Origin of the sequence: Micromonospora sp. ALFpr18c (genome assembly GCF_008868155.1) — a bacterium.
Taxonomy (GTDB): Bacteria; Actinomycetota; Actinomycetes; order Mycobacteriales; family Micromonosporaceae; genus Micromonospora.
Genome location: NZ_WBKR01000548.1, coordinates 1 through 254 on the forward strand (window position 1 = coordinate 1; position 254 = coordinate 254).

Genomic DNA, 254 nt, shown 5'->3' on the forward strand with positions numbered 1-254 from the left:
ATCGCGGGCCAACTCGGGGTTCATCCCGAGACGTTGCGCACGTGGGTGAAGAAGGCCGAGACCGGCGCCGGCCGGGCACCACCAGCAGCGACGCCGAACGCCTCCGCGTTATCGGGGGAACCTCAGTCGTGCACCTCACGGTGACCGCCTCGGTCGCGCCGCGGGTCGCCGAGTTCGGGCCGGACCTGGCCGACGCGGTGGCCGCCGCCCGGACGGCCGGTCCGGTCTCCCTCCCGCCCGAACTGACCGCGCTG

At 74.4% G+C, this 254-nt stretch carries 1 protein-coding gene; it reads left to right on the forward strand.

What is annotated here, in order from left to right:
- Positions 1 to 45: 45 nt before the first annotated feature.
- Positions 46 to 144, forward strand: a complete 99-nt coding sequence (locus F8271_RS34370) for a hypothetical protein (RefSeq protein ID WP_370462018.1) — start codon at positions 46 to 48, stop codon at positions 142 to 144.
- Positions 145 to 254 lie beyond the last annotated feature (110 nt).